Below are 6,289 nucleotides of genomic sequence, written 5' to 3' on the forward strand. Positions count from 1 at the left end.
CCCGCTGTCCTTCCGGCGTTCGCGAAGGCAGCGTGGCTCAGTGTGCTGCCCGAATTCAACCCATTCAAGTACAACTCGTTTCCCGTCAACGCCGCGCGGCAATCATATCGTGTGACAGATGCGCTTCAGCAGCGCATCGCCAACCAGACGCGCCTCGACCGGTTGCCGCCGATCATCACGTTCCAGTCCGTGATCGATTTCACCGTCAGCACGCGCGCCATCGTCACTGGTCTCTATGCTCATCTTCCGTCGAACGGGAGCGAGCTCGTGCTGTTCGACATCAATCGAACCGCAAAATTCGGCCCGCTGTTCAGCTCCGCATCGGAAGCAGTTCTTGCTCGAATTCTTCCGGCGCCTCCCCGCCAGTACCGGACGGCGATCATCACCAATGCAGATCTACAGAGCAGCGAGGTCGTCGCCCGCATCACCGAAGCCGGATCCGTGACAGAGCAGGTTTACCCGTTGGGTCTATCGTACCCGAACGACATTTACTCGCTTTCACACGTCGCGCTCCCCTTCCCCATATCCGACTCGCTCTATGGAACCGCGCCGGATAAGTCCGAGAACTTCGGCATCAACTTGGGGTCCCTCGCACCGCGAGGCGAGCGCGGCGCCCTCGTCGTGAATCTGGACACGTTGCTGCGCATATCCTCGAACCCGTTCTACCCTTACATGGCGCAGCGAATCGAAGAGGGTATCGTTGTTAGGTCGAAGCCTTAGTTGCGCACCAGATCCCCGAACGACATCGGAAGGGATCACCGGGCGAGCGCTCCGCAGTCCTAGAATTCCAGGCGACAAAGCGTCATCGCCACACCGCTGGCCCGCCGTGATCTGTCTGACTCGGCGAAGCTGCGGTCGACCCTCGCGGATGCCTTATGACGCCTTCAGGTCGCCCAAGACGGTCGGAACGAGTTCGGAAACTGTCGGGTGAATATGCACCGCTCGCCGCAAAGTCGTGTAAGGCGCCCGCGCATACATAATGTCCAAAAGGCCGTGGACCACCTCGTCCCCACCGACGCCTAAGATGGCAGCTCCGAGAATTCCCTCTGTCTTCCGGTCGACGACGACTTTCATGAATCCCTGCGTTTCGCCCTTCTCGATGGCGCGCCCAACGCGAGTCATGGGCCGGGTACCAATGGCAACTTCATGGCCGGCCGCACGGGCCTCCGCTTCGGTCATCCCCACGCGTCCGAGTGGGGGATCGACGAAAAGCGCGTAAGCTGGGATGCGGTCGCTGACGCGTCTTTTCTCGCCGTCGAGCAAGTTTGCGGCAACAATCTCGAAGTCGTTGTACGCCGTATGAGTAAAAGCACCCTTGCCATTGCAATCGCCGAGCGCCCAAATCCCATCGACGTTCGTTCGCAGTTCATCGTCGACTCGGATGTATCCGCGCTCGTCCATCAAGACGCCGGCCTTGTCCAAGCCGAGATCGTCTGTGTTTGGTCGCCGACCAACAGCCAGAAGCACGTGCGATCCCACGACCTCCGGTTCCCCCGAGGTGCAATTTACGCCGACGCCGATTTCATTTCCCCTCGGGGTGAACTTGATGCATTCCGCACTCAGTCGGACAGCAACACCTTCCGCCTCGAGAATAGTTTGAACCGCGCTTGAGACTTCCACATCCTCTCGGGCAATCAGGCGAGGGCCTTTTTCGACGACAGTGACTTTGCTGCCAAATCGTCGGTAGATCTGTGCAAATTCAAGGCCGACATAGCTTCCCCCGACGATGACGAGATGTTCCGGCAGGGCATCGAGTTCGAGGATCGAKGTATTCGTCAGGTATTCGACTTCGTTTACACCGGCGAAATCCGGGATAAATGCGCGGCCGCCCACGTTGATGAAGATCCGATCTGAGCGAAGGGTTTCGCCGCTCACCATGACCTCGTTCGGAGCACCGAAGGTGGCGTGTCCCTGATGGACCGTACACGTCTTTAGGCCACGCAGCATTGCTTCCACACCGGTGCGAGATTTGCCGGATATGGCGTCCTTTCTGGCTTTGACGGCCATCATGTCCACGGCGACATCGCCTACGGTCACACCGTAATCGGACACGCGCCTCATCAAATGCGCGGCATAGGCGCTGGCGACGAGGGTCTTGGTCGGGATGCAGCCGGTGTTCACACAGGTTCCACCAAACAGCTTCCGCTCGACGAGGGCGACATTCATTCCAGCCTTCGTCAGTCGTTCGGCAAGCGGCGGGCCGGCTTGGCCGGCGCCGATGATGATGGCATCGTAGGATTGTGTCATGCCAGAGCCCTTACGACGAGAATGGCGCCGGCCAGGGCGATGACATCTTCGAGAAGCGCGATCGCAATGCCTCTGCCTGTTGCAGCCGTCAGCCGCGTCCGAAACTCGTAGCCGCCCAATGTTCCGACGATCGCTCCAACGACCCCGGCGACGAGACCTCCCAACCACGAACCCGTGATAGCGAACGCTGCGCCGCAGACGGCACCGGTGACGATCCTCGCACCGAATTGAGACGGCACCTTTCTGCTTGCCGTACTCGGCAGCTGATCGGCGATCAGTTCACCGGCAGCAAGGACAGTCGCAATGTAGGGGGCCCACTGGTGACCCAGGAACGCGAGCCACGTACCGTCGAGGGGAAGCCAGCCGAGATAGGCGGCCCAACTCGTGGCTGCGACAGCAGTGAAAACGCGAAGCCCGGCAATGATTCCGATCAGCAGAGCGAGAAGAACGATGAGCATGCTTGTCTCCGGAACTCGGTCGCGCGTCGGTAGAAGGCAGCAGCGGCATTATTTCCGAAATACCGCCGTTAGCAAATCAATCGAACGCGCCTGACCCAAGGCTCAGCGCTGGAGGCCAATATGCGTTTTTGCAATGAAATAACTGCAAAACTGTCCATTGCATTGCATTATCGAAAACATCAAGTTGTGGCCGACGATCTGACCGATCGAACATGAACGGAGATGACGATGATCGACTCTCGCTTTGCCCCCTTTGGCGCTTTCGGCCTGCGTGTGGCCCTGGGCCTTATGTTTATTGCACACGCATATCTGAAAGTTGCCGTCTTTACCGTCCCCGGCTTCGCCGGATTTCTCGCGCAGCTCGGATACCCCACGTTCCTCGCGTGGCCGATCATTCTCGCAGAGCTGATCGGCGGTATCGCTATCCTTACGGGCTTCTACGGCCGCCTCGCCAACGTCGCTCTTCTGCCCGTGCTGCTCGGCGCGACGGCTGTTCACGCACCCAATGGCTGGATCTTCAACGCCCCCAACGGCGGCTGGGAATATCCCGCGTTCCTCGTGGTTGCGGCGGTCGCGCACATCCTCATCGGCGACGGTGCCTTCGCTCTGAGACCTTTCACCCTCCCGGTTGAAGGCAGAGCTTCTGTCGCAAAGCCCGCGTGACCCCCTGCTACGGCCGACGGAGGCACCCCTCTCTCGTCGGCCGGGCAGCTTGCGAAACTCGGAGCAGATGAACGAGTGCCGAGGCGCGATTGATTCTCAATCGCATTCAAGACGAGAACGACGTCGCTTCTGTACCGTCGATCGTCGACACCAGTCATGTGCTCATTGAGCGTCGCAGCACCTGAGCCGCGACGCACATTCATACGAGGAGACCTCGGTCACGCGGCGCGATGAGACATCAGATCGGCTCGCTTATCGATTCTGGCGAGGCGAGCGAGGAGATACTCGACCTCGGTCTTGCCCGTAGAGGACAAAGCTGCGCCAGGCTTACGCTGCGCATCGGATGCCAGCACACCTCGTCGCATCATCACATACTTCCGGATCGCGAGGCCAATGCCTTGCTGCTGCTCGTAGCGCAGGAATGGCAGGTGAGCATCGAACAGGTCATGCGCCTCATCGCGCTTGCCGCTGGCAGCAAGGGAAACGATCTCCATGAGAGCATCGACGAATGCGTAGCCGGTCATTGCCCCGTCTGCGCCACGCTCCATCTCGAAATCGAGGAACAGGCCGCCGTTTCCGCACAAGATCGAAAGCGGACGCAACTTCCCCTCCCTCTCAAAGGTACGCAACGCCGAAATTTTCTCGAGCCCTGGCCAATCTTCATGCTTCAGCATGTAGCAAGATGGATTCTCGGTCACGATCCGAGCGATCACGCTTGGCGTCATCACGACGCTTAGGGTGAGCGGGTAATCCTGAAGGACCCACGGCACGTCGTCACCGATGGCTTCGACCGCCTGACGGAAATAGGTGACGATCTGATCGTCGGTTCGCAATGATGGTGGCGGCGCAATCATAACGCCGGCGGCGCCCTGATCCATCACGTGTCGCGTGAGGTTGCGCATGGCTGCAAAACCAGGCGCCGACACACCGATGACCACAGGTATCTTCGAGCGCCGGATGACTTGGCCGGCAACGCTGAATGCCTCCTCGGCATCGAGCTTCGGCGCCTCTCCCATGATGCCGAGCGCCGTGATACCTGTGCAGCCAGACTCGGCGTAGAAATCCGTCATCCGATCGACAGAGGTGGTATCGATGCGCCCGTCCGGCAAGAACGGTGTCGGTGCGATCGCATATACGCCGGATTGGCGATCATTCGGCTTCATCGGAGAGTCTCCCTAGATAGATTGTGCTGTTTGCAACAGCGTCTTGTCCCAAACGTAGCTTGGGAGATTGAAAGGTGTGTCCGTCGCCATGGTCGACACCATGCAATGTCTTTCAGGTCAGTGCATAGCGTTTCTCGATACCCGACAAGTTGAGTTTCTCGAACCGATGGCAGCTGACCTGGTGCTCCCGACCGGCCGAACGCAGATACGGAATTTCAGCCTTGCATTGCGCCGTTGCGTAGGAACAGCGCGGATGGAATGGGCAACCCGAAGGAGGCGAACTCGGATTGGGGACATCGCCTTGAAGTCTGATCCGCGTCCGCACAAAGTCGGGATCTGCAATCGGCACAGCTGAGAGCAGTGCTTCCGTGTAAGGATGCCTTGGATTTGAGAAGAGATCGTCTGCATCGGCAATCTCGACGATCTTGCCCAGATACATCACTGCGACACGATCGCTGATGTGGCGGACCACCGACAGGTCGTGCGCGATGAACAGGTACGTCAAGCCAAACTCGGCCTGAAGATCCTGCAGTAGATTGACGACCTGCGCCTGAATAGACACATCAAGCGCCGAAACAGGCTCGTCAGCGACGATGAAACGCGGATTGAGCGCAAGTGCGCGAGCGATTCCGATACGTTGACGTTGCCCACCGGAGAACTCGTGCGGGAAGCGCTTCATATGATCCGCACCCAATCCAACCGCTTCAAGCAGACGGACGACCCGCTCGGCGCGCTCATTTCGATTCAGCGTCCCCTGGATTCGCAAAGGCTCGCCGATGATATCGCCGACGTTCATGCGAGGGTCGAGAGACGAGTACGGATCCTGGAAGATAATCTGCATCTCGCGCCGCAACGCCTTGACCTGCCGGGAGGGCAGACTCGCAACGTCGACAACCGTCTCCTTGCCATCGCGTTGTGCCAAAACTTCACTGCGAAACAGAACTTCGCCAGCCGTCGGTTCTGTCAGTCGCATGATCGATCGGCCGGTCGTGCTCTTGCCGCACCCGCTTTCGCCGACGAGGCTGATCGTCTCTCCGCTCTTGACGGTGAGGTCCACGCCGTCGACAGCTTTGATCTGCGCTTGCGAGCCGCTCAGCATACGCTTACGGATCGGAAAATATTTCCGAAGCCCCTTCACTTGCAGGAGAACGTCATCAGGCAGCATTGGCGTTCTCCTCGACAATCGCGTGGTGAAGAAAGCATGCCGCCCTATGAGTGCCATCGACGTTTGCGAGTGCCGGAACCGACTGGCTGCAGATCGCCATTGCGTGCACGCATCGGGAAGCAAAGGCACAGCCTTGGATGACTTCGGTCGGTCTGGGCACCGAACCTTCGATCGTCTCGAGACGGGTCGCCCCTCGATCGATAATGGAGGGAACGGAGCGCAGGAGGCCCTGCGTGTATGGGTGCAGCGGATTGCGATAGAGGTCGCGAACGAATGCGCTCTCCACGATCTTGCCGCGATACATGACAATCACGTCGTCCGCCATCGCTGCGACGACGCCAAGATCGTGGGTGATGAACATGATTGCACCGGCGAAGTCGCGCCGAAGTTCGTTCATGAGGTCGAGCACTTGCGCCTGGATGGTGACATCGAGCGCGGTCGTCGGCTCATCGGCGATGAGAAGCGAGGGATTGCAAACGAGCGCCATGGCGATCATGGCACGTTGCCTCATGCCGCCCGACAGGTTGTGCGGATATTCGTCGACACGCTGTCGCGGCGCCGCGATGCCGACGGCAGCCAAGCTTGCTATGGCC

General features: G+C 59.4%; 6 protein-coding genes and 1 pseudogene. 2 read left to right on the plus strand and 5 right to left on the minus strand.

Annotated elements, in window-relative coordinates; all coding sequences use genetic code 11:
• A pseudogene (locus tag AC1DT3_RS09930) lies at nt 1-720 on the plus strand (alpha/beta hydrolase); the annotation flags it as partial.
• A 153-nt stretch (nt 721-873) separates the two neighbouring features.
• Here the strand turns inward: AC1DT3_RS09930 and AC1DT3_RS09935 are convergent.
• Both AC1DT3_RS09935 and AC1DT3_RS09940 read right to left on the minus strand, forming a co-directional pair.
• Nucleotides 874-2,247, minus strand: a complete 1,374-nt coding sequence (locus AC1DT3_RS09935; protein ID WP_477465091.1) for an FAD-containing oxidoreductase — start codon at nt 2,245-2,247, stop codon at nt 874-876.
• Nucleotides 2,244-2,705, minus strand: a complete 462-nt coding sequence (locus AC1DT3_RS09940; protein WP_477465092.1) for a DUF4126 family protein — start codon at nt 2,703-2,705, stop codon at nt 2,244-2,246. The genes AC1DT3_RS09935 and AC1DT3_RS09940 overlap by 4 nt, the downstream gene beginning before the upstream one ends.
• Before the next feature lie 228 nt (nt 2,706-2,933).
• Between AC1DT3_RS09940 and AC1DT3_RS09945 the strand changes: the two genes are divergently transcribed.
• Nucleotides 2,934-3,368 carry a DoxX family protein gene (locus AC1DT3_RS09945; protein ID WP_477465093.1) on the plus strand — a complete coding sequence of 145 codons (435 nt, stop codon included), beginning with the start codon at nt 2,934-2,936 and terminating at the stop codon, nt 3,366-3,368.
• 218 nt (nt 3,369-3,586) lie between these two features.
• On the opposite strand, the gene AC1DT3_RS09950 is transcribed toward AC1DT3_RS09945, so the two are convergent.
• From AC1DT3_RS09950 to AC1DT3_RS09960, 3 genes are all read right to left on the minus strand, one after another.
• On the minus strand, nt 3,587-4,531 hold the full coding sequence (locus AC1DT3_RS09950; RefSeq protein WP_477465094.1) for a dihydrodipicolinate synthase family protein: 945 nt from the start codon (nt 4,529-4,531) through the stop codon (nt 3,587-3,589).
• A 112-nt stretch (nt 4,532-4,643) separates the two neighbouring features.
• Nucleotides 4,644-5,696 (minus strand): ABC transporter ATP-binding protein, encoded by a 1,053-nt coding sequence (locus AC1DT3_RS09955; protein WP_477465095.1) that lies wholly within the window; start codon nt 5,694-5,696, stop codon nt 4,644-4,646.
• The coding region (locus tag AC1DT3_RS09960; protein ID WP_477465096.1) for an ABC transporter ATP-binding protein at nt 5,686-6,289 on the minus strand (604 nt) is incomplete at its 5' end. The genes AC1DT3_RS09960 and AC1DT3_RS09955, both read right to left, overlap by 11 nt.

It is taken from the genome of Microvirga sp. P4_G7 (genome assembly GCF_056401005.1).